Source organism: Ancylobacter radicis (assembly GCF_018449475.1).
Classification (GTDB): Bacteria; Pseudomonadota; Alphaproteobacteria; order Rhizobiales; family Xanthobacteraceae; genus Ancylobacter; species Ancylobacter radicis.
Genome location: NZ_JAHCQH010000021.1, coordinates 114,040 through 137,733, shown reverse-complemented (window position 1 = coordinate 137,733; position 23,694 = coordinate 114,040). Strand labels below are relative to the sequence as shown.

Sequence of the window (23,694 nt, the reverse complement as noted above, 5' to 3'; positions counted from 1 at the left end):
TGTATGGGCCGGTCGGACGGGCCCCCGCGAGGAGGTTTCGGCGGCCGGAAAGCCGCTGCCCCGTGGGGCCGGCCCACCTTCATACAGGTTGATGTTCATCGGCAATCGTCCATGCTCATCACACTTCCGTTGCCGGAGCCTTCATGCCGATATCGCGTGGTTCCTTCATTCTCTCGACCCTGATCCTGCTCGCCCTCGGCCTGTTCGCGCTCGCGGCGGTGGTGGTGAGCAATGTCTGGCTGGTCCAGCGCACGCAGGACCTCGTCACCGAGGTGCAGCAAATTCGCCGGCTGCGGGCGGCGACGGTCGATCTGCGCTCGCTGCTTCAGGATGCGGAAACCGGCCAGCGCGGCTATCTGCTGACCAGCGACGAGGCTTATCTCGCCCCCTTCCGGCAGGCGGTCGAGCGGCTCGGCACCCAGGTCGAGACCTTCACCCGCGCCGCGGACGCCGATCCGGTGGCCAGCCGGCTCGCACCGTCGCTCGTCACCACGGCGCAGACCAAGGTCGCCGAGCTCCAGCGCACCATCGACATGGCGCAGGCCGGACAGGTTCAGGCCGCCGTCGAGGAGGTGCGCACCGATCGCGGCAAGGAACTGATGGATGAGGCGCGCGCCGCCTTCCGCGACATCATCGAGGAAGTCGAGACGCGCCTCCAGAGCATCAACGCCCGGCAGGCCTCAAGCGCCGACGCGCTGTGGTGGGTGTCGGTGGTCGGCGGCCTGTTCGTCCTCGCCGTCACCATCGCCGGCATGGCTACCATATTCGTCTATCTGCGCCAGATCGCGCAGACGCGGCAGGAGATCGAGGAACTCAACGCCAGCCTGGAGGAGCGGGTGCGCGAGCGCACCTCCGAGCTCGGCCGGGCCAATGAGGAAATCCAGCGTTTCGCCTATATCGTGACGCATGATCTGCGCGCCCCGCTGGTCAACATCATGGGCTTCACCTCCGAGCTGGAGCAGAGCGTGGCGACGCTGCAGGGCTTCGTAGACCGCCATGACGGCGACGAGAACACCACGGATCTGGAAGCCGTCCGCCTTGCCGCGCGCGAGGATCTGCCGGAGGCGCTCGGCTTCATCCGCTCATCCACCCGCAAGATGGACGGACTGATCAACGCCATCCTCAAGCTCTCGCGCGAGGGGCGGCGCGCGCTCAAGCCCGAGCGCATCGACCTGAAGGCGCTGCTGGCCGCCTCCGCCGCCGCGGTCCAGCATCAGGTCAGCGAAGCCGATGGCGAGATCGCCATTGATGTGCGCGTGCCGAATCTGGTCGCCGACAAGCTGTCGCTGGAACAGATCATCGGCAATCTGCTCGACAATGCCGTGAAGTACCGCCGCCGCGGCGTGCCGCTGCGCATCTCGATCCGCGCGACGTCGCGGCCGGGGGGCCTCGTCGACATCGCCGTCGAGGACAATGGAAGGGGCATCGACGCGCAGGACCATGAGCGCGTGTTCGAGCTGTTCCGCCGCTCCGGCCAGCAGGATCAGGCGGGCGAAGGCATCGGCCTCGCCCATGTGCGCACCCTGGCACGGAACCTTGGCGGCGATATCTCACTTAACTCTACCTTTGGACAGGGCAGCGTATTCACGCTGAGTGTGCCCGCCCATCCGCGGGCTGTAGCGAGGAGTGTGGCCGCGTGACCGACAACGCCAAATCCGTCACCATCATCATGATCGAAGATGACGAGGGTCACGCCCGCCTCATCGAGAAGAACATCCGCCGCGCCGGCGTGAACAACGCCATCCTGCCCTTCAGCAACGGCACGGAGGCGCTGGCCTATCTGTTCGGGGCCGATGCCTCGGGCGAGGTCAGCAAGAGCCGCTCGCTGCTGATCCTGCTTGACCTCAATCTGCCGGACATGACCGGCATCGAGATTCTGGAAAAGGTAAAGAGCAACCCGCACACCAAGCGCACCCCGGTTGTGGTGCTGACCACCACCGACGACGCGCGGGAAATCCAGCGTTGCTATGACCTCGGGGCGAATGTGTACATCACCAAGCCGGTGAACTATGAGAGCTTCGCCCACGCCATCCGCCAGCTCGGGCTGTTCTTCTCCGTCATGCAAGTTCCCGAAACGACCTGATCCCCGAAACGACCTGATCCATGCCCGCCAGCGTGCAATGCGTGCTCTACATCGACGATGATCCGGGCATGGCGCGTCTGGTGCAGAAGGGACTTACCCGGCGCGGTTACGAGGTTGAACTCGCGGCTGACGCGGAGGGCGGACTGCGGCGCATCGACGAAGGCGGCATCCATGTCGTCGCGCTCGACCATTTCCTGCCGACCGGCACCGGCCTCGACGTGCTGAGCGCGCTGCGCGGGCGCCCCGGCGCCCCGCCCGTGGTCTATGTCACCGCCTCCGCCGAGACCACGGTCGCGGTGCAGGCGCTCAAGGCCGGCGCCGTCGACTATGTGCCGAAGACCATCGAGGTCGAGTTCATCGAGCTGCTGGTCTCCGCCATCGACCAGGCGATCGAGACCGCCCGGCTGCGCCGCGCCAAGGAACAGGCCGAGCAGGAAGTGCGCGAGGCCCGCGACCGCGCTGAGGCGCTGCTCGCCGAGGTCAATCACCGCGTCGCCAACAGCCTCGCCATGGTCTCGGCCATGGTGCGCCTGCAATCCAACGCCATCGAGGACAAGGAGTGCCGCGCCGCGCTGGCCGAAACGCAGGCGCGCATTCTCGCCATCGCCGGCGTGCATCGCCGCCTCTACACCTCCGCCGATGTGCGGGTGGTGGCGATCGACGAATATCTGCACGGGCTGATCGAGGATATCGGCGCCTCCATGCGCCAGGCCGGCCACACTTCGCAGCTCAGCCTCACCACTGATCACCTGATCCTGCCGACCGACCGCGCCGTGCCGGTCGGGGTGATGGTGGCCGAACTCGTCACCAATGCCTTCAAATATGCCTATGGCCCCGATGGCGCCGGCGAGGTCCGCGTGCGCCTGTCGGTCGATGTCGCCGCCCATGCCGCCGAGATCGCGGTGGAGGATGACGGCATCGGCTGGAATGGCGAGGGCAAGCCGCTGGGCAGCGGGCTCGGCAGCCGGATCGTGCGCTCCATGGCGGGCAGCATCAACGGCACGCTGGAATGGCGCCCGCGCCCGCGCGGCACCTGCGTCGCCGTCACCTTCCCGCTGCCGGAGGCGGAACCGGCGTAACAGGCCGGAGGCCGCGCCACCCGGAGGCGGCGCGGCCGATCGGTCAATGCGCCAGGAACAGCGGCACCGGCATGCGCTCCAGCATGTCGCGGGTGACGCCGCCGAGCACGAATTCGCGCAGCCGCGAATGGCCGTAGCCGCCCATCACCACCATGTCGATGTGGCGCGTGGCGACTTCCTTGAGGATCACGTCGACGATGCTCTCATCGGAGGCCGGCACAAGGCGGCGCAGTTCCACCGTCTTCTCGTGGCGGGCGAGATGGCGGGCGAGGTCGGCGCCGGGCAGCAGGCCGGGCTTGCGGGTGCGCCCGCTCTCCACCACCACCGCCTCGACAAGGTCGGCATGGGCGAGCAGCGGACGCGCCTCGGCCACCGCGCGGGCCGCCGAGCGGCCGCCATCCCAGGCGACCAGGATGCGCTTGGCGGAGAACGGCTTCTGCTGCTTGCGCGGCACCAGCAGCACCGGGCGGCCGGAATCGAACATCACCGCCTCGGCGATCACTTCCTCGGCGCCCATCTTCTCCGGGTCGGCCTGGCCGACAATGGTGAGATCGTAGAGCCGCGACATGATGCCGATCTGCTCGGCCGCGCCGCCGGGCGTGCCGTCGATGGTGCGTACCTCGCCGGTCAGCCCGACCGAGCGCGAGGCCTCGCCGAAATAATCGATGGCATGCCGGGCGAGCTTCTGGCTCTCGGCGCGCTGGGCTTCGAGGAAGTCCGTGGAGAAGGCCTCCGTGTAGACCGGCGGAATGTCGATCTCATAGCTCACCGCCACGCCCGTGAGATGGGCGTTGAGGGTCATGGCGGCCGAAACCGCGTAATCGACCGTGGCGTCGGGGCCGGTCCCGACCCGAAGGCTGACGAGAATGTCCTTGATCATGGGCGTCTCCACTCCTTGCTTTTGATTAGCTTAGGCTCAAACAAGTGACGCGCTGTTGATGGACGTCAAGCCTCGCAGTGCCGCTGCGGCAGGTCGTCCGGGCGCGCCGCCCCCGAGCCGCGCGAGACCACCCTCGCGCAGCCCCGCCGCCGCCACTATAAGGAAAGACCCTCATCTAGGAATTCACCGCATGGCCGGAATCGGGCGCGGGCTCGCCATCAGCTTTGTGCTTCTGGGCCTGTGGGAAGCCACGGTGCGGCTGCTGGCGATTCCCGCCTATATCCTGCCCGGGCCGCTGCGCATTGCGACGACCGGCTGGAACAATGCCGCCATCCTCGGGCAGAACGCGCTGATCACGCTGGGCGAGATGCTGCTCGGCCTGCTCTGCGGCTCCGCGCTCGGCATCGCCTGCGCGCTCGCCATGGCGTCCTCCCCGCTCGCCCGCCGTGCCATGCGCCCGGTGCTGCTGGTGGCGCAGGCGCTGCCGGTCTTCGCCATCGCCCCGCTGCTGGTGATCTGGTTCGGCTTCGGCCTCGCCTCCAAGATCGTGATGGCGAGCCTCATCATCTTCTTCCCCGTCGCCTCGGCCTTTCATGACGGGCTGGCCCGCACCGAGCAGGGGCTGGTCGATCTCGCCCGGCTCGGCGGCGCCGGCACCTATGGGACGCTGCGCTTCATCCGCATTCCCGCCGCCCTGCCCCAGCTCGCCTCGGGCCTGCGGGTGGCGACGGCGGTGGCGCCCATCGGCGCGGTGGTCGGCGAATGGGTCGGCGCCTCGGCCGGGCTCGGCTATCTCATGCTCTATTCCAATGCGCGGATGCAGACCGACATGGTGTTCGCGGCACTGGCCATCCTGCTGGCCGTGGCGCTGACCCTGTTCGCGCTGGTCGACCGGGCGCTCACCCGCCTGCTGCCCTGGGCGCCGGAAACCGCCCGTTGAGCGCGGGAACGCGCTGATCCGCTTGGAACGAAGCGAGAACTTCGTCAGACTGAGGCATGACGATTCGCCTCGCCAACACCGATGCCCGCCGCGTCTTCCTCGCCACCCAGGGGCTAAGCGAACGCGCGCCGGCGGGCAAGGCGGGGCTGCTCGATCTCGTCACCCAGCTCGGTTTCGTGCAGGTCGACAGCATCGCCACGGTCGAGCGGGCGCATCACCACATCCTGTTCGCCCGCAACCCGTCCTATCGCCGCGAGCACCTCGCCGCCCTGCTGGAGAGCGACGGCGCGCTGTTCGAGCACTGGACCCATGACGCGGCGATCATCCCCACCGCCTTCTTCCCCTATTGGAAGCACCGCTTCGCGCAGGAGCGGGCGACGCTGGCGACGCGCTGGCGGAGCTGGCACGAGAACGGCTTCGAAGGTTATGTCGACCATGTGTTGGAGCGGGTGCGCAGCGAGGGCCGGCTGATGGCCCGCCATTTCGAGGCGGAGAAGCGCCCGCCCGGCGGCTGGTGGAACTGGCACCCGGAAAAGACCGCGCTGGAATATCACTGGCGCACCGGGGCGCTGGCCATCGCCGCGCGCGAGGGCTTCCAGAAGGTCTATGACCTCACCGAACGGGTCATCCCGGCCCGCCACCGGGAGCCTGAGATCGACCCCGCCGCCTTCCTCGACTGGGCCTGCACCGCCGCGCTGGAACGGCTCGGCTTCGCCACCCATGGCGAGATCGCCGCCTTCTGGGATCTGGTCTCGCCCGAACAGGCGAAAGCCTGGGTGGAGGCCAACCGCGACCGGCTGGAGCCCGTGCTCATCACCTGCGCCGATGGGCGCGAGCGGGCCAGCCACGCCTTTGCCGGTGCCGGCGCGGCCTTCGCCGCCCTGCCCGCGCCGCCCACGCGGCTGCGCGTGCTCAACCCGTTCGATCCGGCGCTGCGCGACCGCAACCGGGCGGAGCGGCTGTTCGGCTTTTCCTACCGCATCGAGGTGTTCGTGCCGGCACCCAAGCGCGTCTATGGCTATTACGTCTTCCCGCTTCTGGAGGGCGACCGGCTGATCGGGCGCATCGACATGAAGGCGGACCGCAAGGCCGGCACGCTGGAGGTGCGCCGGCTCTGGCTGGAGCCGGGGCTGCGCGCCACCAAGGGCCGACTGGAGGCGCTCGACGCCGAGCTCGCCCGCCTCGGCCGTTTCGCCGGGGTGGAACGCACGGTCTATCTCGACGGCTGGCGCGGCGCGTAAAGCATTTTCAAGCGAAGTGGATTCCGGTTCGCATGAAGAAAATGCGTCAGAGCAATAACCTCGACAGCGGCGGCGGAGGGCGTCCTCCGCCCCGCGCAGCCCAGCCTCCCGCCGCTCGCTGGTTCACGCGCGGGCGCAGACGTGATAGGGCGGCGCCCTGTTCTTCCCGTCACGAAATGGCCGCTCATGACCACCGATGTCCGCCCCGTCGCCCGCGCTTTGCTCTCCGTCTCCGACAAGACCGGGCTCGTCGCCTTCGCGCAGGCGCTTGCCGCCCATGGCGTCGAGCTGGTCTCGACCGGCGGCACCCGCAAGGCGCTGGCGGAAGCGGGGCTCAAAGTGCTCGACGTCGCCGACCTCACCGGCTTTCCCGAGATGATGGACGGGCGGGTGAAGACGCTGCACCCGACCGTGCATGGCGGCATCCTCGCCATTCGCGACAATGCCGAGCATCAGGCGTCGATGAAAGAACACGCCATCGCCCCGATCGACCTCGTCGTGGTCAATCTCTACCCGTTCGAGGCGACCGTGGCGCGCGGCGGCGACTATGATGACTGCGTCGAGAATATCGACATTGGCGGCCCAGCGATGATCCGCGCCGCCGCCAAGAACCACGCCGATGTGGCGGTGGTCGTCGATCCCAGCGATTACCAGACCGTGCTCGACGACCTTGCCGCCCATGGCGGCACGCGCTTCCTCACCCGCCGGGGCCTTGCCCAGCGCGCCTATGCCCGCACCGCCACCTATGACGCGGCGATCACCACCTGGTTCGCCAAGATCGCCGAGGAAGATGCGCCGCAGACCCGCCTGTTCACGGGCACGCTGGCCGAGGCGCTGCGCTATGGCGAGAACCCGCACCAGAGCGCGGCCTTCTATGCCGGCGGCGCGGCCCGTCCGGGCGTCGCCACCGCCCGGCAGATCCAGGGCAAGGCGCTCTCCTACAACAACCTCAACGACACCGACGCCGCCTTCGAGGCGGTCGCCGAGTTCGACCCCGCCCGCGCGGCGGCGGTGGTGATCGTCAAGCACGCCAATCCCTGCGGCGTGGCGGAAGGGGCCACCCTTGAAGAAGCCTACCGCAAGGCTCTGGCCTGCGACCCGACCTCGGCCTTTGGCGGCATCGTCGCGATGAACCGCACGCTCGACGCGGCCGCCGCCCGCGCCATGGTCGACATCTTCACCGAGGTGATCGTCGCCCCCGACGCGACCGAGGAAGCCATCGCCATTGTCGGCGCCAAGAAGAATCTGCGCCTGCTGGTCACCGGTTCGCTGCCGGACCCCCGCGCGGGCGGCCTCGCGGTGAAGTCGCTGGCCGGCGGGCTGCTGGTGCAGTCGCGCGACAATGCGGTGGTGGATGACATGGAGCTCAAGGTCGTCACCAGGCGCGCCCCGACCAACACGGAACTGGCCGACCTCGCCTTTGCCTTCCGCGTCGCCAAGCATGTGAAGTCGAACGCCATCGTCTACGCGAAGGATCTGGCCACCGTCGGCATCGGCGCCGGGCAGATGAGCCGGGTCGATTCGGCCCGCATCGCCGCGCGCAAGGCCATCGACGCGGCCGAGGCGGCGGGCCTCGCGGAGCCGCTGACCAAGGGCTGCGTGGTCGCCTCCGACGCCTTCTTCCCCTTCGCCGACGGGCTCGTCACCGCCATCGAGGCGGGGGCGACGGCGGTGATCCAGCCGGGCGGCTCGATCCGCGACGCCGATGTCATCGCGGCGGCGGATGCGGCGGGCATCGCCATGGTGTTCACCGGCGTGCGCCACTTCCGCCACTGAGTGGGCTCGCGCCGCCACCGCCGCTGATTTGCCGTGGCATACCCGCTCTGCTAGTCTTTGCGCGTCCGAGGGGTGTCCCGCGGCCCGAACGGGCCAAGGGGCTGAGATGGCAACCGCCAGACCCTTTGAACCTGATCCGGGTCATGCCGGCGAAGGGACGGAGCGACGGCGGGACCCTGTCCGATGGGACAGACCGCGCCGGATTCCCCCGACAGCTCATGCGCCGGATCTCCAACACGGGAGGAGATCCATGTTCACGAAAATCGCCGCGGCCGCGCTCGCGCTGGCCCTCACCGCCGCCCCCTTCGCCAGCGCCCCCGCGCGGGCGGCGGACAAGCTCACCGTCCTGCTCGACTGGTACGTCAACCCGGACCACGCGCCGCTGATCATCGCGCAGGAGAAGGGCTTCTTCAAAGCCCACGAGCTCGACGTCGACCTGATCCCGCCCTCCGATCCCTCCGCCCCGCCGCGCCTCGTCGCCGCCGGGCAGGCCGATGTCGCGGTCAGCTACCAGCCGAACATCTATCTGTCGGTGAAGGAAGGCCTGCCGCTCATCCGCTTCGGCACGCTCATCTCCACCCCGCTCACCGCGCTGGTGGCGCTGAAGGACGGGCCGGTGAAGTCGATCGCCGATCTCAAGGGCAAGACGGTCGGCTATTCGGTGGCGGGCCTTGAGGACGCGCTGCTGATCACCATGCTGGCCAGCGCCGGGCTTCAGGCCTCGGACGTCACCCTGATCAACGTCAATTTCGCCCTCTCGCCCGCGCTGGTGGCCGGCAAGGTCGACGCGGTGATCGGCGCCTACCGCAATTTCGAGCTCACCCAGATCCGGCTGGAAGGCAAGGAGGGCATCGCCTTCTTCCCCGAGGAGCATGGCGTCCCGGTGTTCGACGAGCTGATCTATGTCACCCACAAGGACAAGGTCGGCGATCCCCGCCTCAAGCGTTTCCTCGCCGCCGTGGAGGAAGCCACCATCTACATCCTCAACCACCCGGACGAGGCATGGGGCGTGTTCGTCAAGGCCAACCCCAAGCTCGACGACGAGCTGAACCGCACCGCCTGGACGGACACGCTGCGCCGCTTCTCCCACGCCCCGGCCGCGCTGGACGAGGGCCGCTATGCGCGCTTCGCCGAGTTCATGAAAAGCCACAAGCTGATCGACACGGTCGAGCCGGTCTCGGCCTACGCCACCGCGATCAAGTAAGGCGTCGCGCCGGCCGGCGAATGTGCCCGCCGGCGCTTTTCCCCCCCGCCCGGTGATGCTAACCCCAACGGGTAGCGCAGGACGGGGCAGCACATGCATAACGGCTTCTATTACGGCGTGGCGGTTCTGGTGGGGGCCGTGGTCGGCGTCATAGGGGCCGCCTTCCATCTCGGCGTGGAATGGCTCAGCGCCGCCTGGCCGGCTTACCTGTCGGGCGATCTCGGCCTCACCGGCGCGCCGCTCTACCTCGCCGCCGCGCTGATCGGCGCCAGCATGGCGGTCGCCTCGCTGTTCCTGGTGCGCCGCTTCGCGCCGGAGGCGGGCGGGTCCGGCGTGCCGGAAATCGAGGGCGCGATGGAGGGGCTGCGCGAGGTGCGCTGGCACCGCGTGCTGCCGGTGAAGTTCGTCGGCGGCCTGCTCGCGCTCTCCTCCGGCATGGTGCTCGGGCGCGAGGGGCCGACCATCCATATGGGCGCCTCGGTCGCCAAGGCGGCGGCCGACCTCACCAAGATGACCTCGCAGGACATGCGCGGCCTGCTCGCCGCCGGCGGCGCCGCCGGCCTTGCCGCCGCCTTCAACGCCCCGCTCGCTGCCGTGCTGTTCGTCATCGAGGAAACCCGCCGGCAATTCCCCTACAGCGCCCGCACCTATATCGGCGTGGTGCTGGCCTCCTTCTTCGCCGCCGTGGTCACCCAGATGTTCACCGGCGACATCCCCTATATGCGGCTCGCCGTAGACACGCTGCCGCTCGCCCTGCTGCCGGCCTTTGCCGGGCTCGGGCTGATCCTCGGCGTGGTCGGCACCTTCTTCAACCGTACGCTGATCTGGTCGCTCGACCATGTGCGCGCGCTCGGCCAGCGCAGCTCCTTCTACCTGTTCCCGCTGGGGGTCGGCCTCATTGTCGGCGTGCTGATGTTCGCTCTGCCCGAGGCGACGCAGGGCGGGGAACTGCTCGCCGTGCAGCTCGCGCAGGAGCACCGCACCGTTCTGGCGCTCGCGCTCATCGTGCTGCTGCGCTTCGTCATGACCATGGCGAGCTATGCCACCGGCGTCGCCGGCGGCATTTTCGCGCCGATCCTCGCGCTCGCCACCACCATCGGGCTCTGCTACGGCGCGGCGCTGGAATTCGTCCTGCCGCTGCCGGACCGGATGGAGGTGGTGCTGGCCATCGCCGCCATGGGCGGGCTGTTCGCCGCTACCATCGGCGCGCCGCTGGTCGGCATGGTGCTGGTGATGGAGCTGACCGGCGCCTACACCGCGCTGATGCCGGTGATGCTCACCACCATCACCGCCAACATGGTCGCGCTCTGGCTCGGCAACCGGCCGATCTATGAGATCCTGCTGGAGCGCACCCTCGCCATGGAGGCGAAGGCGCGGCAGGCGACCCGCACCGCCGACCCCGCGCGCCCGCCCGCCCGCCTCGATGACGGCGCCGCCGCCGGGGGCGGCATCGACAACACGCTGCGCGGCTGAGCCATCATCCCCCGCGCCTACTGCGCCGCCGCCAGCGGCGGCACGAGGGCGAGCCGCGCCGGCCCGTCCACCGTGCGTTCCAGCGCGATATGGGTCTCGTGCAGCTCGATCAGCGTCGAGCGGTGACCGATCGAGAGCAGCGCGGTCTGCGGCAGACGCTCGCGCAGCATGCGGTAAAGCGCCCCCTCGCTGGCCTCGTCGAGCGCGGACGTCGCCTCGTCCAGCAGCAGCACGTCGGGCCTGACCAGCAGCGCGCGGGCGACCGAGAGGCGCTGCTGCTCGCCGCCGGACATGATCGAGGGCCACAGTCCCCGCTCGTCGAGCCGCCCGGCGAAATCGGGCAGGCCGACCGCCTCCAGCGCCTCGCGCAGCTCCTCGTCGCTGTAACGCTCCATCGGATCGGGATAGGCCAGCGCCCCGCGCAGCGAGCCGACCGGCAGATAGGGCCGCTGCGGCAGAGTGAGCACGCGCCCGCCCGGCGCCACCGCCACCTCGCCATGGCCATAGGGCCAGATGCCGGCAATGGCGCGCAGCAGCGTGCTCTTGCCGGAGCCGGACGGCCCGGTGAGCAGCACCCGCTCGCCGCGCTGCACGCCGAGCGCCTCGACGCTCAGCAGCGCCCGCCCGTCCGGCAGACGCACCTCCATGTCGCTCACCATCAGCGGCGCGCCGCCCTGCGCCGGCACCTGGCGGTAGGCGCCGCGCAGCGTCTCGGCCTGGGTGTGCTCGACCGAACGCTGGAAGCCGATCAGACGGTCGACCACCGATTTCCACTCGGCGAGCGTCGAATAGGCGTTGATGAAGAAGGAGAACGAGCCCTGCACCTGGCCGAAGGCGGAGCCGGTCTGCATCAGCTGGCCGAGTTGGATGGTGCCGGCGAAATAGGCCGGCGCCACCACCACGAAGGGGAAGATCACCGAGAGCTGGCCATAGCCGGCGGTGAACCAGGTCAGCCGTTTCTGGGCGATCATGATGCCCCAGTAATTGTGCACGACATGGCCGAAGCGATCGAGCAGCCGCGCCCGCTCGACCTTCTCGCCCTGCATCAGCGCGATCTGCTCGCCATTCTCGCGCACCCGGACGAGGTCGACGCGGTAATCGGCCTCGAAACGTTGCTGGTCGAAATTCAGCTTCACCAGCACCCGGCCGATGAGATGGGCGAGGAAGGTGCCGAGCGCCGCATAGGCGAAGGCGGCCCAGACCAGATAGCCGGGAATACGCCACTCCCCGCCGAACAGGTTGAAGGCGAAATCGCCCGACAGCCCCCACAGGATCACCGCGAAGGACAGCAGCGTCATCACCGCATTGAGCAGGCCGATGAAGATGCTGATGGTCTGCGAGATATAGGCGTTGATGTCGTCGGCGATGCGCTGGTCGGGGTTATCCGCGAGGTCGCCCTTCAGCCGCAGCCGGTAATGGGTCTCGTTCGCCAGCCAGGCGGAGAGGTACTTGTCCGTCATCCAGGTGCGCCAGCGGATCTGCAGCCATTGGCGCAGATAGATCTGGTAGACCGCGATGGCGATGGAGGCCGCCGCATAGAAGGCGAACAGCCAGAGCTGGTGGGTGAAGGCGGGGTAATCCTTCTCCTGAATGGCGTTGTAGAACGCCGCGTTCCACGTGTTGATCAGCACCGTGGCGTAGACCCAGCCCACTTCCAGCGCGACCACCGCCGCCAGCAGCGCGCCGCCGCGCCATTTGTCCTCGCCGCGAAAATAGGGAATGGACAGCCGCCAGACATCGGCGAGCAGGGAGAGAATGGCGCGCAAGATGGGGATCTCCGGCAGGGGAATGCTTGGGCAAAGAGGAATGCTTGGACAGGCCGGCGTCTGACGCCGTTCGACCATTAGCCGAAGCAATACCGCCGGGATCGTGGCGAATGGATTAAACTTTGGAAAGCAAAACGGCCGCCGATTACACGGGAGCGCCCCTCCCGATGCGCCGTAAGGGAACACCGGACGGGCGGCCCCAGCCCTCCCGGCACCCGGGGGGCACTCAGCAGTTCACGCCATCGGGGAAGCCGAGCAAGGTTATGGCCATGGCGCCGAACACGATGTCCCCACCCGCTTGGCGTCCAGTCGTGGCGGGGCGGGAGCTGCTGCGCCCGCCCCGCGCCCGGCGGTCAGCCGGCGGGATGGAGAGGCGCGGCTTTCGCGGCGTGGGCGGCCGGGGCGCCGGCCGGCGCGGTGGGGCCAGGGTCCATGCCGAACGCCGCCTTCCAGGGTTCGGCTTCCTGGTGCAGCGTCTGCCAGAAATCCTTCCGCTCATCCTTGGAGCGGCCTTTGGCGGCGGCGGGCGAGATGGCAAGTGCCGGCAGGGCAAGGGCCGCGATCAGCGTGGCGGCGAGAGCAAGGCGGGTCATGTCACGTGCTCCGTGTTGGGGGCGTCATCGCGCCCACACGGAGCATGTCGGAAACGCACGGCGTCGTGCCAGAGCGGTTCACGAAACGCTGAAGTTTATGACAAAAAATACATATAATTCATGACGTTAGGGCAGAATGAAAAGCTTCTGCCCGCTGCGTCAGGTGCCGTTCGCCGCGCGCCTCAGATGAAACGCTTGCGGATGTTCTGGCTGATCATGTCGAGCAGCGAGACGGTGATCACCACCATGATGAGGATCGCCGAGGCCTGCGAATAGAGGAAGCCGCGCATCGTCTCGTTGAAGGTCATGCCGATGCCGCCGCCGCCGACGATGCCGAGCACGGTCGCCGAGCGGACATTGGATTCGAAGCGGTACAGCGCATAGGAGATCCACAGCGGCATCACCTGCGGCAGCACGCCATAGATGATTTCCTGAAGCCAGGTGCCGCCGGTGCCGCGAATGCCCTCGACCGGGGCCGGGTCGATCGCCTCGACCGCCTCGGAGAACAGCTTGGCGACCACGCCGGTGGTGTGGATGAACAGCGCCAGCACGCCGGCGAAGGGGCCGAGGCCGACGGCGGCGATGAAGATCAGCGCGAACACCAGTTCGTTGATGGCGCGGCAGGCATCCATCATCCGGCGGATCGGGAAGGCGACCCAGCGCGGCACCACATTGTCGGCCGAGAGGATGCCGAAGGGAATGCCGGCGATCACCGCGAGGACCGTGCCCCAGATGGCGATGGCGAGCGTTTCCAGCATCGCGTTGACGTAGACGTCCCAGTCGGAAAAGTCCGGGCGCAGGAAATCGGCGCCGAGCGTCGCCATGTTGCCGGCGTCGCGCACCAGCTGCGCCGGGTTCATCTCCGCCTCGTACCAGGCGAACACCAGCACCGTCACCGTCAGCGCCGCGAGGGCGAGGCGGAAGAGTTGCGTGGTGAACGGCGTCTGCGGCGGGGCCGGCAGGGTGCGTTCGGCGGAACGGTGGGCGAGGTCGGCGGCGGTCATCTCGGTCATTCCTGCGTCATCGCCGGCGGGAGGCGCATCCGGTGGGCCGGGACGCTTCCCGGTAGCTCTGTCGTCGGTAGCTCTGTCGTCGGTAACTCTGTCGTGGCGTCATCCCGGCGCGGCGCGCGGGCCGTCCGGGATGACGTGTCGCGTGAGGAAAAGGTGGAGCCGGCGTCGGCCGGCCCCGCCCGATCACATCGCCGGCAGCTTCTTCATCTCGTCTTCGAGAGCGGCGAGCTTGGCGTCGATTTCCTTGACCTTGGCGGCCTTCTCGTCAGCCGACAGCTTGTCGTCGTTCTGCGTCTTGACCTTCGCCTTGAACAGTTCGAGCTGACGGATCGGGATCAGCTGGGCGTCGGAGGAGGCGAGGAAGGGGCCCCAGCCGTCCGAGGTCTTGGCGAGCACCGCGCGGGCATGCTCGATCTCTTCCGGGGTGCCGAGGCGGCCATAGCTCATGAAGAAGTAGTAGATCTTCGCCTTGAGGTCGGCCGGCAGGTCCTTGCGCCACACGATCGGGTCGCCGGCGATCAGCGGCGAGCGCCACACTTCCTTGATCTTGGCCGCGTCCGCCGGGCGGGTCTGCTGGAGGCGCGAGACGTTTTCGGTGTTGTTGGTGGCGAAGTCGACCTGCTTGTTGGCGACCGCGAGCAGGTTGCCTTCATGATTGCCGCCCACCACGCGCTTGTAGCACTTGGTCGGGTCGACATTGTTCAGGGCGAACACATAGTAGCTGGGGACCAGGAAGCCCGAGGTGGAGTTCGGATCGCCATTGCCGAAGTTGTAACCCTTCGAGCAGTCGAGGATGTCCTTGAGGTTGTTGATGTCGCTGCGATCGACATTGGTGACGATCAGCGAGTAGTAGCCCGAGGAACCGTCCGGCTTGGCGGTCTTGACGAACACTTCGCCATTGGAGCGGTCCACCGCTTCCATGGCCGACTTGTTGCCGAACCACGCGACGTCGACCTTCTTGAAGCGCATGCCCTCGATCACGCCGGCATAGTCGCCGACGAAGAAGGGCTTCACCGGAATGCCGATCGCCTTTTCCATGTCCTTGAGCAGGGGCTCGAAGCTCTTGGCGAGGTTGGCCGAGGATTCGGTGGAGATGAAGCCGAAGTTCAGCTCCTTGACTTCCTGCGCCGCCAGCGGGGCGGTCAGGCCGGCGAGCACGAGGCCGGCCGCGAGAATGCGCTTCATGGATGTCGCTCCTGTCAGGATACGGTCTGGGTAACGGGGATCTCGGCGGGCACGGAGGCACCGACGACAAACTGGCTGGGCAGGATCAGCTCCTCGGCGCTGGCGCCGTAGAGCTCGGTCAGGAAAGCGGCGTTGATCTGCGACGCCGGGCCGTCGAACACCACGCGGCCGGCATTCATCGCCACCACGCGGTCGAAATAGGCGGTGGCGTAGTCCACCTGATGCAGCGAGACGACCAGCGCGATGCCGTGGTCGCGGCTCATCGTCACCAGCGTGTCCATCACCCGCTTGGCCGATTTCGGGTCGAGCGAGGCGATCGGCTCATCCGCCAGCACCAGTTTGGCGCCCTGCACGAGGGCGCGGGCAATCGCCACGCGCTGCTGCTGGCCGCCGGAGAGTTCGCGCGCCCGCTTGGCGGCGTGCTGGGCGATGCCGACCTCGGCCAGCGCGGCATAGGCGGTGCGGCGCTCATCCTCGTTGAACAGGCCGAGCGTGCCGCGCAGCACGCTGATGCGCCCAAGCGCGCCGACCAGCACATTGGTCAGCACCGACATGCGCCCGGCGAGCGCGAATTGCTGGAACACGAGGCCGATATGGCGGCGCGCCGCGCGCACCTCGGAAGCGAGCCGGCCGCCCTCCTGCACCTTCACGCCAAAGGAGTGGACGGCGCCCGTGCCCTGCCCGTGCGGATCAGCCAGAATAAGCCCGGCGGCGAGGCGGATCAGGGTCGACTTGCCCGAGCCCGACGCGCCGATCAGCGCCACGCGCTCGCCCGGCTGAATGATGAGCGAGACATCCTCCACCGCGCGCATGGCGCCGTAGGTCTTGCTCACGCGGTCGAGTTGAAGGGCTGCCGCCATCGGATCTCCGCCGGCCTGTGAAAGACCGGCTTGGGGTAGCCCCGACGGATGACACGTCGATGAACCTTACGTAACGTTTCAATGAACCTCCCCGCCTCAATCCCGGCAAGGTTCCGCACGCCCTGTGCGCCGCAGCATGGATGACGAAAGCACGACGGAAATTCGCGTGTGTCGTCAAAAGCGATGCCCGGCCTCCCGGTCCCCGGCTTGAATCCGGGGTTCCATCCTCCCCGCATTGACCCCCGCCGCCCCGGCGCCCACCATGGCGCGGGGCGCGCGCCGTCGGGCGCGACACGGGAAGAGGCGCGCGCCGTGCGCGGCGCCGCACGCACGCTTGTATCGGGGGACGCATGTATTACGCGATCATTCTGCTCACCATGGTGGTGCTGCCGGTTCTCAGCATTGCCGGGGAGCTGGCCACGACCAGCGGCATCGGCGCCTTCCTGGTGGTGTCGATCAAATGGTTCGCCTTCTGGGCGGTGGGCGTGCGCCTGCTGCTGGCCGGCATCACGCAGATCTGGAAACCCGCCTTCACGGTGAAGGGCATTCTCGGCATCGACGAGCCGCGCGCTCATGTGCTGGCGCAGGAACTCGGCTTCGCCAATGTCGCGATCGGCTTTACCGGCCTGCTGTCGCTCGCCTTCTCCGCCTGGGTGCTGCCGGTGGCGCTGGTCGGCGGCCTGTTCCTCGGCCTCGCCGGGATCAACCACGCCCGCCGCCCGCACCGCAACATGCGCGAGAACGTCGCCATGTTCTCCGACCTCTGGGCCGCGATCATACTGCTCGCGACCTTCCTGCTCAGCCTGTTTTGAGCCGGCTGGCGGCCGCAAGGCCCGGCGGCATGGTCCGAAGGGGCGCCAACGCCCCGCCCCCTCACATATTCGGGTAGTTCGGCCCGCCGCCGCCTTCCGGGGCGACCCAGGTGATGTTCTGGTTGGGGTCCTTGATGTCGCAGGTCTTGCAGTGCACGCAGTTCTGCGCGTTGATCACATAGACCGCCTCGCCATCCTTCTCCACCCACTCATAGACGCCCGCCGGGCAGTAACGATAGGACGGGCCGGCATAGACATCGTGCTCGGAGGCCTTCTGGAGCGCCATGTCGGCGACCTTCAGATGCACCGGCTGGTCTTCCTCGTGATTGGTGTTGGACAGGAACACCGAGGAGAGCCGGTCGAAGGAGACGATGTTGTCCGGGCGCGGGTAGTCGATGCGCCGGGACTGAGCCGCCGGCTTCAGCGTCTCATGGTCCCCCTTGCCATGCTTCAGCGTGCCGAAGGGCGAGACGCCGAGAGCGGTGTTCAGCCACATGTCGAGCCCGCCCAGCGCGATGCCGGCATAGGTGCCGAGCTTCGACCAGAGCGGCTTGACGTTGCGCACCTTCCACAGATCGCGGCCGATGTCGGAGCCGCGCCAGGCGGCCTCATAGCCGGCGAGCACGTCATGCTCCCGCCCGGCGGCGAGCGCGGCAGCGGTCTCCTCGGCGGCGAGGATGCCGGAGAGCACGGCGTTATGGCTGCCCTTGATGCGCGGCACATTGATGAAGCCGGCCGAACAGCCGATCAGCGCCCCGCCGGGGAAGACCAGCTTCGGCACCGACTGCCAGCCGCCTTCGGTGATGGCGCGCGCGCCATAGGAGATGCGCTTGCCCCCCGTCAGCGTCTCGCGCACCAGCGGGTGGGTCTTGAACCGCTGGAATTCCTCGAACGGCGACAGATACGGGTTGGCGTAGTTGAGGTGGACGACGAAGCCCACCATCACCTGGTTGTCCTCCATATGGTAGAGGAAGGAGCCGCCGCCGGTGGCGTTGTCGAGCGGCCAGCCGAAGGAGTGCTGCACAAGGCCGGGCCGGTGCTTTTCCGGCGGCACGGTCCACAGCTCCTTGAGGCCGAGGCCGAATTTCTGCGGCTCGCGCCCCTCCCCGAGGCCATAGCGGGCGATCAGCTGCTTGGAGAGCTGGCCGCGCGCACCCTCCGCGAACAGGGTGTATTTCGCGCGCAGCTCCATGCCGCGGGTGAAGCGGTCGGTGATTTCCCCGTCACGGCCGATCCCCATGTCGCCGGTGGCGATGCCGACGATACGGCCGGCCTTAGTCGCACCGGCCGATTCCCCGGCCTCATCGGCCTGACTGTCCACCTCACTGGCCTCATCGACCAGCAATTCGGCGGCGGCAAAACCGGGATAGATTTCCACGCCAAGCGCCTCGGCCTTTGCCGCCAGCCAGCGGCAGACATTGCCGAGCGAGCCGACATAGGCGCCGTGATTGCTCATGAGCGGCGGCATCAGCGCGTTGGGCAGGCGCAGCGCCCCGGCGGGGCCGAGCAGATAGAAGCGGTCATCGGTGACCGGCGTCTTCAGCGGCGCGTCGGAATCCTCCCGCCAATCGGGAAAAAGCCTATCCAGACCAATGGGATCGATCACCGCGCCGGAGAGGATGTGGGCGCCCACCTCCGAACCCTTCTCCACCACCACGACCGAGAGATCGGCATTGATCTGCTTCAGCCGGATCGCCGCCGCCAGCCCCGCCGGCCCCGCGCCGACGATGACGACATCGAATTCCATCGCCTCGCGATCCGGCAAATCCGCCGCGTCCATAGCTGCCTCCGGCGCTCCCGCATGTTCTCTGGACTTCTTCCACGCTTGCCGCCCCCTGACAACCATGCCGCGGCGCGATAAGGTCATCCCTTGGATGCAAGAAGGCCCTTATGGACCCGAGACTTAACGAGCGCGACGCGATTGCCGACATCCTCGCCTTCCATGTGGAGGCGGGCGTCGATGTCGCGCTGGGCGAGGCGCCGGTGGACCGTTTCGAGGAAAGCGCCCGCGAGCGTACCCTCGTCCGGCCCCGCCCGCCGGCGCCCGACTCACGGCCCGCCGCCACCGCCTCCGCACCTTCCTCCGCACCCGCCAGACCGGTAAATAATACCTCCCGCCCGGCCGCACCCGCCGCGCCGGCATCGGCGGGCGATGCCCCGCCCCCGCCCGACATCGCCGCCATCGCCGCCCGCGAGGCGGCCGCCTCGGCCCCGACGCTGGAGGCACTTCGCGAGCTATTGGAAGGGTTTGACGGCTGCCCGCTGAAGCACACGGCGACCCGGCTGGTGTTCGCCGACGGCAATCCGAAGGCCAGGCTGATGCTGGTCGGCGAGGCGCCGGGCCGCGACGAGGACATTGAGGGCAAGCCCTTTGTCGGCCGCTCCGGCAAGCTGCTCGACCGCATGCTGGCGGCCATCGGCATCGACCGGACCACCGCCTATATCGCCAATGTCGTGCCCTGGCGCCCGCCGGGCAACCGCACGCCGACCCCGCAGGAGACGGCGATCTGCCTGCCCTTCATCCGCCGGCAGATCGAGCTGGCGAACCCCGACATCCTCGTCTGCCTGGGCGGCCCCTCGGCGCAAACCCTTCTGGGCATTGGCGAAGGCATCACCAAGGCGCGCGGCCGCTGGCTGAGCTATGACACGGGAACGCGGGTCATTCCGGCGCTCGCCACCTTCCACCCGGCCTATCTGCTGCGCACGCCGCTCGGCAAGCGCATGGCTTGGCGCGACCTGCTCGCCATCGAGGCGCGGCTGGCGCAGGAGCCGGCGCATCCTCGCGATTGAGGTATTGTAACACCCCTCCGTGCGAATTGAGCAGAATGCCGAATTTGAGTCATTCCATCGTAGCCGTGCCGGGCTTAGTGTCGCTGCGTCATCCGCTGACCCGCGGCGACAAGCATGGGGAGCCCGATGGAATTCGATCCCGTCTTTCTGGCGCGAATCCAGTTCGCCTTCACGATCTCCTTCCACGTCATCTTCCCCGGTTTCACCATCGGCCTCGCCGCCTATATCGCGACGCTGGAAGTGCTGTGGATCGCCACCGGGGCGGAGCGTTATCACCGCATCGCGCGCTTCTTCACCAAGATCTTCGCCGTGTCCTTCGCCATGGGCGTGGTCTCGGGAATCGTGCTCTCCTACCAGTTCGGCACGAACTGGAGCCACTTCTCCCACGTCGTCGGCAACGTCATCGGCCCGCTGATCGGCTATGAGGTGCTGACCGCCTTCTTCCTGGAGGCGACCTTCCTCGGCATCATGCTGTTCGGCTGGAACAAGGTGCCGCGCGGGCTGCATGTCTTCGCCTGCATCATGGTGGCGTTCGGCACCACGCTGTCGGCCTTCTGGATCCTCTCCGCCAATAGCTGGATGCAGACCCCGGCCGGCCATGAGGTGATCAACGGCATCGCCCATCCGGTCGACTGGCTGGCGATCATCTTCAACCCCAGCTTCCCCTACCGCTTCGCTCATATGGTAACCGCCTGCTACCTCACGACCGCATTCGTCGTGCTGGCGGTGGGCGCGCGCTATGTCTATCAGGGCCGCTATGGCGAGGATGCGCGCACCATGATGCGCATGGCCCTCGGCCTCATCGCCATCCTCGCCCCGCTCCAGGCCTATATCGGCGATTCACACGGCCTCAACACGCTGGAGCACCAGCCCGCCAAGATCGCGGCGCTGGAAGCGCATTGGGAGAACGAACCGGGCGAAAAGGGCGTGCCGCTGGTACTGTTCGCCATCCCCAATGAGGCGGCGGAGCGCAATGATTACCAGATCGCCATCCCGCATCTGGGCAGCCTGCTGCTCACCCATAGCTGGGACGGCACATTTCCGGGCCTGAAGGAATACGCCCCGAACGACCGGCCGCCGGTGGCAATCCCCTTCTTCGCCTTCCGCGTGATGGTCGGCATCGGCGTCACTATGATCGCCATTGGCTGGTTCGGCGCCTGGCTACTCTGGCGGCGGCGCCTGTTCGAGACGGACTGGTTCCTGGCGCCGCTCCAGCATGTCTGGCCTCTCGGCTTCATCGCCATCCTGTCCGGCTGGTTCGTCACCGAGGTCGGCCGCCAGCCCTGGGTCGCCACCGGTATCCTGCGCACGGTGGACGCCATCTCGCCGGTCAGCGGCTGGGCGGTGGCCACGACACTCGCCCTCTTCGTACTGGTCTATGGCATCGTGTTCTCGGGCGGCATCTACTACATCAACCGCCTCATCGCCCGCGGCCCCCAGGACGTCGCGATCGACACGCCCGAGGAGGGCCTGCCCAGCCGCCCCATCGCCTCGGCGCATCAAGCCACCCGCGCCGCCATCAACGCTCCGGGGGAATGAGCCATGGACTTGAGCGTCGGCATGACCTGGTACCTGCCCGTCATCTGGTCCCTGCTGCTGGCAGTAGCGATCGCCATGTATGTGGTGCTGGACGGCTTCGATCTCGGCATGGGCATCCTGTTCCCCTTCGCCAAAAGCGACGTGGAAAAGGACCAGATGATGAGCTCGGTCGCCCCGTTCTGGGACGGCAACGAAACCTGGCTGGTGCTGGGCGGCGGCGGCCTGTTCGTCGCCTTCCCCCTCGCCTATTCCATTGTGATGCCGGCGCTGTATCTGCCGGTGATCTTCATGCTGCTGGCGCTGGTGTTTCGTGGCGTCGCCTTCGAATTCCGCCATGTGGCCGATACCAGCCGCTTCCTGTGGAACATCGCCTTTGCCGGCGGCTCGACGCTGGCGGCCTTCTTCCAGGGCGTGCTACTCGGCGGCTTCGTGCAGGGCATCAAGGTGGAGAACAACGCCTTCGCCGGCGGGCCGCTGGACTGGGCGACGCCCTTCGCCTTCTTCTGTGGCTTCGGCGTGGTGGCCGGCTACGGGCTGATCGGCGCCGTCTGGCTCGTGATGAAAACCGAAGGCGCCGCCGCCCGCCACGCCCGTGCCCACGCCAAGCTGCTGCTGCCGGCGGTGCTAATCTTCATGGGCGTGGTCAGTCTCTGGACGCCCATCGCCTTCCCGCGCATCGCCGACCGCTGGTTCACTACGCCGAACCTGTTCTACCTCGCGCCGATCCCGCTGGTCACGCTGCTGCTGGCCTGGTTCGTGTGGCGCTGGTTGAACGAGGGTCGCGAGAATAGACCGTTCTTCGGCGTCATCGGCCTGTTCCTGCTCGGCTATCTCGGGATCGGCATCTCCATCTTCCCGAACCTCGTGCCCCCGAGCCTGACCGTCTGGCAGACCGCCGCCGCACCGGCGAGCCAGATCTTCATGCTCATCGGCACTGTCTTCATGCTGCCGATCGTGCTCGGCTACATCGCCTTCGTATACTGGCTGTTCCGCGGCAAGGTGCGCGAGGGCGAAGGCTACCACTAGCCTTCAGCCCTCTGGCGACGGTCCGGCCGGGTCACTCGGCCGGCAGCATCCGCGCCCGGATCGGGGCGAAAGAGGTGCGATGGTGCCGGCACACGCCGAGTTCTGCCAGTGCCGCCTGATGCTCGCGCGTGCCATAGCCCATATGCCGCTCGAAGCCGTAGCCGGGATGGGCGACCCCGAGCGACGCCATCAGCCGGTCGCGCGTCACCTTGGCGACGATGGAGGCGGCGGCGATGGAGGCGACCAGCCCATCCCCCCCGATGATGGCTCGCGCCGCGCAGCCGACCGGTGGCAGATCATTGCCGTCGACCAGCACGAGGCGCGGCGCGCGCGGTAGCCCCGCCGTGGCGCGCGCCAGCGCCCACAGCGTCGCCTGCCGGATATTATGCGTGTCGATGCGGGCGGGCGGCGCGAAGGCGAGGGACACCTCGGCGGTGGCGCAGATCACCTCGAAAAGTCTTTCGCGTTGGGCCGCGCTCAGCCGCTTGGAATCGTCCAGCCCCTCCGGCACACGCTCGGGATCCAGCACCACGGCGCAGGCCACGACAGGCCCGGCAAGCGGGCCCCGCCCCACTTCGTCGGCGCCGGCCACCGGCACCTCGCCGGCCGCCCAGGCGGCGCGCTCATGGCTGAAATCGGGTTTGCAGCGGGGTTCGGCCATGGCGATCCTGACGATAGGGAATGGCGACTCACTCCCCGATGGGAGGCTCGGCGGACCATGCCGGGCCGTCGCGAGGGACGCAACGCCACCATTGGCAAGGCGCCGGATTGCGCTTAAGGCTGCCATGATCGGCGGGGGAGCCTTATGAATCTGTCGGAACGCCTTGAGGAATTCGTGACGCTGTGGGTGGTGATCGACCCGCTCGGCACGCTTCCGGTCTTCCTTGCCGTCACCGCGACGCTCGACGCCGCCTCCCGACGCAAGGCCGCCATACTGTCGACGCTGGTATCTTTCGGCGTGCTGGTATTCTTTGCCATGGCCGGCCATTGGCTGCTGCGGGCGATGGATGTCTCCATCCATTCCTTCCAGATCGCCGGTGCTATCGTACTTTTTCTCTTTGCCCTCACCATGATCCACGGCAAGAGCCACACCGACGCGCAGGCCCCGAGCGAGACCAACCCGATGGAGATCGCCATCTATCCGCTGGCCATCCCCTCCATCGCCAGCCCCGGCGCCATGCTGGCGGCGGTGGTTCTGACCGACAATGCCCGGCACAACTTCCCGATCGGGCGCTGACCATTCTGGTGTTCAGCATCGTGTTGCTGATTACCCTGGCCATCATGCTCGCCGCCGGCCCGCTCGGGCGGCTGATCGGGCGCGGTGGCGCCTCGATCATCAGCCGCGTGATGGGCATGATCCTGGCGGCGCTCGCCGTCGATCTCGGCCTCAGCGCCGCCGCCGACTGGCTGAAGCTGCCGCCGATCTGACCCCGC

Annotated in this window: 22 protein-coding genes and 1 riboswitch; of the genes, 14 read left to right on the top strand and 8 right to left on the bottom strand. The window is 67.9% G+C overall.

Annotated elements, in window-relative coordinates; all coding sequences use genetic code 11:
• Window positions 1–143: 143 nt before the first annotated feature.
• Genes KIP89_RS16840 through KIP89_RS16830 form a run of 3 tightly spaced genes read left to right on the top strand, consistent with a single transcriptional unit; the run spans window position 144 to window position 3,162 of the window.
• Window positions 144–1,640: a sensor histidine kinase gene (locus KIP89_RS16840; RefSeq protein WP_213756748.1), complete on the top strand. Its 1,497-nt coding sequence runs from the start codon at window positions 144–146 to the stop codon at window positions 1,638–1,640.
• Window positions 1,641–1,669: 29 nt separating this feature from the next.
• Window positions 1,670–2,083, top strand: coding sequence for a response regulator (locus KIP89_RS16835; protein ID WP_213756933.1), 414 nt, complete (start codon window positions 1,670–1,672; stop codon window positions 2,081–2,083).
• Between the two features lie 20 nt (window positions 2,084–2,103).
• A complete protein-coding gene (locus tag KIP89_RS16830; protein ID WP_213756747.1) occupies window positions 2,104–3,162 on the top strand; it encodes a response regulator in 1,059 nt (352 codons plus the stop codon).
• A 43-nt stretch (window positions 3,163–3,205) separates the two neighbouring features.
• Here KIP89_RS16830 and KIP89_RS16825 read toward each other — a convergent pair whose 3' ends face one another.
• Window positions 3,206–4,042 (bottom strand): universal stress protein, encoded by an 837-nt coding sequence (locus tag KIP89_RS16825; protein ID WP_213756746.1) that lies wholly within the window; start codon window positions 4,040–4,042, stop codon window positions 3,206–3,208.
• Window positions 4,043–4,232: 190 nt separating this feature from the next.
• Here KIP89_RS16825 and KIP89_RS16820 point away from each other — a divergent pair, with 190 nt between their 5' ends.
• The 5 genes from KIP89_RS16820 to clcA all read left to right on the top strand — a co-directional run bounded on the left by KIP89_RS16820 (window position 4,233) and on the right by clcA (window position 10,676).
• Window positions 4,233–4,982: an ABC transporter permease gene (locus tag KIP89_RS16820; protein ID WP_213756745.1), complete on the top strand. Its 750-nt coding sequence runs from the start codon at window positions 4,233–4,235 to the stop codon at window positions 4,980–4,982.
• Window positions 4,983–5,038: 56 nt separating this feature from the next.
• A complete protein-coding gene (locus KIP89_RS16815; RefSeq protein ID WP_213756744.1) occupies window positions 5,039–6,223 on the top strand; it encodes a winged helix-turn-helix domain-containing protein in 1,185 nt (394 codons plus the stop codon).
• 186 nt (window positions 6,224–6,409) lie between these two features.
• Window positions 6,410–7,999, top strand: a complete 1,590-nt coding sequence (purH, locus tag KIP89_RS16810) for a bifunctional phosphoribosylaminoimidazolecarboxamide formyltransferase/IMP cyclohydrolase (protein ID WP_213756743.1) — start codon at window positions 6,410–6,412, stop codon at window positions 7,997–7,999.
• Between the two features lie 58 nt (window positions 8,000–8,057).
• Window positions 8,058–8,174, top strand: a riboswitch (TPP riboswitch).
• Between the two features lie 75 nt (window positions 8,175–8,249).
• A complete protein-coding gene (locus KIP89_RS16805) occupies window positions 8,250–9,203 on the top strand; it encodes an ABC transporter substrate-binding protein (protein WP_213756742.1) in 954 nt (317 codons plus the stop codon).
• A gap of 93 nt (window positions 9,204–9,296) precedes the next feature.
• Window positions 9,297–10,676 carry a H(+)/Cl(-) exchange transporter ClcA gene (clcA, locus tag KIP89_RS16800; protein ID WP_213756741.1) on the top strand — a complete coding sequence of 460 codons (1,380 nt, stop codon included), beginning with the start codon at window positions 9,297–9,299 and terminating at the stop codon, window positions 10,674–10,676.
• Window positions 10,677–10,693: 17 nt separating this feature from the next.
• Here clcA and KIP89_RS16795 read toward each other — a convergent pair whose 3' ends face one another.
• The 5 genes from KIP89_RS16795 to phnC form a co-directional block, all read right to left on the bottom strand.
• Window positions 10,694–12,442, bottom strand: coding sequence for an ABC transporter ATP-binding protein/permease (locus KIP89_RS16795; RefSeq protein ID WP_213756740.1), 1,749 nt, complete (start codon window positions 12,440–12,442; stop codon window positions 10,694–10,696).
• 353 nt (window positions 12,443–12,795) lie between these two features.
• Window positions 12,796–13,035, bottom strand: coding sequence for a hypothetical protein (locus KIP89_RS16790; protein ID WP_213756739.1), 240 nt, complete (start codon window positions 13,033–13,035; stop codon window positions 12,796–12,798).
• Between the two features lie 182 nt (window positions 13,036–13,217).
• Complete coding sequence (gene phnE, locus KIP89_RS16785) at window positions 13,218–14,048, bottom strand: phosphonate ABC transporter, permease protein PhnE (protein ID WP_250152582.1); 831 nt, start codon at window positions 14,046–14,048, stop codon at window positions 13,218–13,220.
• 183 nt (window positions 14,049–14,231) lie between these two features.
• Complete coding sequence (gene phnD / locus KIP89_RS16780) at window positions 14,232–15,233, bottom strand: phosphonate ABC transporter substrate-binding protein (protein WP_213756738.1); 1,002 nt, start codon at window positions 15,231–15,233, stop codon at window positions 14,232–14,234.
• A 14-nt stretch (window positions 15,234–15,247) separates the two neighbouring features.
• The gene (gene phnC, locus KIP89_RS16775; RefSeq protein ID WP_213756737.1) at window positions 15,248–16,093 is read right to left on the bottom strand and encodes a phosphonate ABC transporter ATP-binding protein; all 846 of its coding nucleotides are present in this window, start codon (window positions 16,091–16,093) and stop codon (window positions 15,248–15,250) included.
• Between the two features lie 350 nt (window positions 16,094–16,443).
• Between phnC and KIP89_RS16770 the strand changes: the two genes are divergently transcribed.
• Window positions 16,444–16,905, top strand: a complete 462-nt coding sequence (locus KIP89_RS16770) for a hypothetical protein (RefSeq protein WP_213756736.1) — start codon at window positions 16,444–16,446, stop codon at window positions 16,903–16,905.
• A 61-nt stretch (window positions 16,906–16,966) separates the two neighbouring features.
• On the opposite strand, the gene KIP89_RS16765 is transcribed toward KIP89_RS16770, so the two are convergent.
• The gene (locus KIP89_RS16765; RefSeq protein WP_213756735.1) at window positions 16,967–18,685 is read right to left on the bottom strand and encodes an electron transfer flavoprotein-ubiquinone oxidoreductase; all 1,719 of its coding nucleotides are present in this window, start codon (window positions 18,683–18,685) and stop codon (window positions 16,967–16,969) included.
• Window positions 18,686–18,795: 110 nt separating this feature from the next.
• On the opposite strand from KIP89_RS16765, the gene KIP89_RS16760 reads away from it, so the two are divergent.
• The 3 genes from KIP89_RS16760 to cydB all read left to right on the top strand — a co-directional run bounded on the left by KIP89_RS16760 (window position 18,796) and on the right by cydB (window position 22,260).
• Window positions 18,796–19,695: a uracil-DNA glycosylase gene (locus KIP89_RS16760; RefSeq protein WP_213756734.1), complete on the top strand. Its 900-nt coding sequence runs from the start codon at window positions 18,796–18,798 to the stop codon at window positions 19,693–19,695.
• Between the two features lie 126 nt (window positions 19,696–19,821).
• On the top strand, window positions 19,822–21,234 hold the full coding sequence (locus KIP89_RS16755) for a cytochrome ubiquinol oxidase subunit I (protein WP_213756733.1): 1,413 nt from the start codon (window positions 19,822–19,824) through the stop codon (window positions 21,232–21,234).
• Between the two features lie 3 nt (window positions 21,235–21,237).
• Window positions 21,238–22,260 (top strand): cytochrome d ubiquinol oxidase subunit II, encoded by a 1,023-nt coding sequence (gene cydB / locus KIP89_RS16750; RefSeq protein WP_305825934.1) that lies wholly within the window; start codon window positions 21,238–21,240, stop codon window positions 22,258–22,260.
• Between the two features lie 31 nt (window positions 22,261–22,291).
• Here the strand turns inward: cydB and rnhB are convergent, their stop codons facing one another.
• Window positions 22,292–22,921, bottom strand: coding sequence for a ribonuclease HII (gene rnhB / locus KIP89_RS16745; RefSeq protein ID WP_213756732.1), 630 nt, complete (start codon window positions 22,919–22,921; stop codon window positions 22,292–22,294).
• Window positions 22,922–23,065: 144 nt separating this feature from the next.
• Between rnhB and KIP89_RS16740 the strand changes: the two genes are divergently transcribed.
• Both KIP89_RS16740 and KIP89_RS20025 read left to right on the top strand, forming a co-directional pair.
• Window positions 23,066–23,497 (top strand): MarC family protein, encoded by a 432-nt coding sequence (locus KIP89_RS16740; RefSeq protein WP_256441461.1) that lies wholly within the window; start codon window positions 23,066–23,068, stop codon window positions 23,495–23,497.
• 20 nt (window positions 23,498–23,517) lie between these two features.
• Window positions 23,518–23,688: a MarC family protein gene (locus KIP89_RS20025; protein ID WP_369807185.1), complete on the top strand. Its 171-nt coding sequence runs from the start codon at window positions 23,518–23,520 to the stop codon at window positions 23,686–23,688.
• Window positions 23,689–23,694 lie beyond the last annotated feature (6 nt).

Coding starts and splice junctions, on each gene's coding strand:
- KIP89_RS16840 (WP_213756748.1), top strand. CDS start 144: ATGCCGATATCGCGTGGTTCCTTCATTCTCTCGACCCTGATCCTGCTC.
- KIP89_RS16835 (WP_213756933.1), top strand. CDS start 1,670: ATGATCGAAGATGACGAGGGTCACGCCCGCCTCATCGAGAAGAACATC.
- KIP89_RS16830 (WP_213756747.1), top strand. CDS start 2,104: ATGCCCGCCAGCGTGCAATGCGTGCTCTACATCGACGATGATCCGGGC.
- KIP89_RS16825 (WP_213756746.1), bottom strand. CDS start 4,042: ATGATCAAGGACATTCTCGTCAGCCTTCGGGTCGGGACCGGCCCCGAC.
- KIP89_RS16820 (WP_213756745.1), top strand. CDS start 4,233: ATGGCCGGAATCGGGCGCGGGCTCGCCATCAGCTTTGTGCTTCTGGGC.
- KIP89_RS16815 (WP_213756744.1), top strand. CDS start 5,039: ATGACGATTCGCCTCGCCAACACCGATGCCCGCCGCGTCTTCCTCGCC.
- purH (WP_213756743.1), top strand. CDS start 6,410: ATGACCACCGATGTCCGCCCCGTCGCCCGCGCTTTGCTCTCCGTCTCC.
- KIP89_RS16805 (WP_213756742.1), top strand. CDS start 8,250: ATGTTCACGAAAATCGCCGCGGCCGCGCTCGCGCTGGCCCTCACCGCC.
- clcA (WP_213756741.1), top strand. CDS start 9,297: ATGCATAACGGCTTCTATTACGGCGTGGCGGTTCTGGTGGGGGCCGTG.
- KIP89_RS16790 (WP_213756739.1), bottom strand. CDS start 13,035: ATGACCCGCCTTGCTCTCGCCGCCACGCTGATCGCGGCCCTTGCCCTG.
- phnE (WP_250152582.1), bottom strand. CDS start 14,048: ATGACCGAGATGACCGCCGCCGACCTCGCCCACCGTTCCGCCGAACGC.
- phnD (WP_213756738.1), bottom strand. CDS start 15,233: ATGAAGCGCATTCTCGCGGCCGGCCTCGTGCTCGCCGGCCTGACCGCC.
- phnC (WP_213756737.1), bottom strand. CDS start 16,093: ATGGCGGCAGCCCTTCAACTCGACCGCGTGAGCAAGACCTACGGCGCC.
- KIP89_RS16770 (WP_213756736.1), top strand. CDS start 16,444: ATGTATTACGCGATCATTCTGCTCACCATGGTGGTGCTGCCGGTTCTC.
- KIP89_RS16765 (WP_213756735.1), bottom strand. CDS start 18,685: ATGGACGCGGCGGATTTGCCGGATCGCGAGGCGATGGAATTCGATGTC.
- KIP89_RS16760 (WP_213756734.1), top strand. CDS start 18,796: ATGGACCCGAGACTTAACGAGCGCGACGCGATTGCCGACATCCTCGCC.
- KIP89_RS16755 (WP_213756733.1), top strand. CDS start 19,822: ATGGAATTCGATCCCGTCTTTCTGGCGCGAATCCAGTTCGCCTTCACG.
- cydB (WP_305825934.1), top strand. CDS start 21,238: ATGGACTTGAGCGTCGGCATGACCTGGTACCTGCCCGTCATCTGGTCC.
- rnhB (WP_213756732.1), bottom strand. CDS start 22,921: ATGGCCGAACCCCGCTGCAAACCCGATTTCAGCCATGAGCGCGCCGCC.
- KIP89_RS16740 (WP_256441461.1), top strand. CDS start 23,066: ATGAATCTGTCGGAACGCCTTGAGGAATTCGTGACGCTGTGGGTGGTG.